Annotated in this window: 1 pseudogene; it reads left to right on the top strand. The window is 47.8% G+C overall.

What is annotated here, in order from left to right:
- Window positions 1–504 (top strand): annotated as a pseudogene (locus R7190_RS31220) (hypothetical protein); the annotation flags it as partial.

Raw genomic sequence — 504 nt, 5'->3', positions numbered from 1 at the left:
GGCGAAATACTTTGCGAACAAAGTGCCGAAACGCTTTGTCCTCGAACATGAAAGCTTTTTACGAGGGGCAGCGATCACCGCTTTTACCTCCGCCATTAAGCGGGGCACGACGCAACTCTATTATTGCCATATTGGACAAAGTGAGGAAAACCTGAGCTTAAATCATGCAAAGCAAAAGATGAGTTGGTGGGATGAAACGTGGCGTCGTGGAAACATCCAAAATCAATATGGGAGTTGGCAAGTGGGGATGGGTTGGCTGACTCCAAAAAGCGCAAGACCATCGGAATCGATAGACGAATTAATCCCGACACACCCGAATTGGAACAGCGAGTTTTGGAACCGTTATACCCAATGGTTACCACCAAGCTACGCTGCCCACTTGAGTTTGCAGCGCATTAAACAGTGGCAAGCGATTTATCGATTTCTCTATAACTACTCAGCCATGCAATCACCACCAAAAGTTGGGGTGGATGAGATCGACCTGTCTCGCGTCGATAGCATAGC

The sequence above is a fragment of the Vibrio sp. 1078-1 genome, assembly GCF_033340475.1.
Note: the sequence above shows the minus strand (reverse complement) of the source record. Positions and strands in the feature narration are given on the sequence as shown.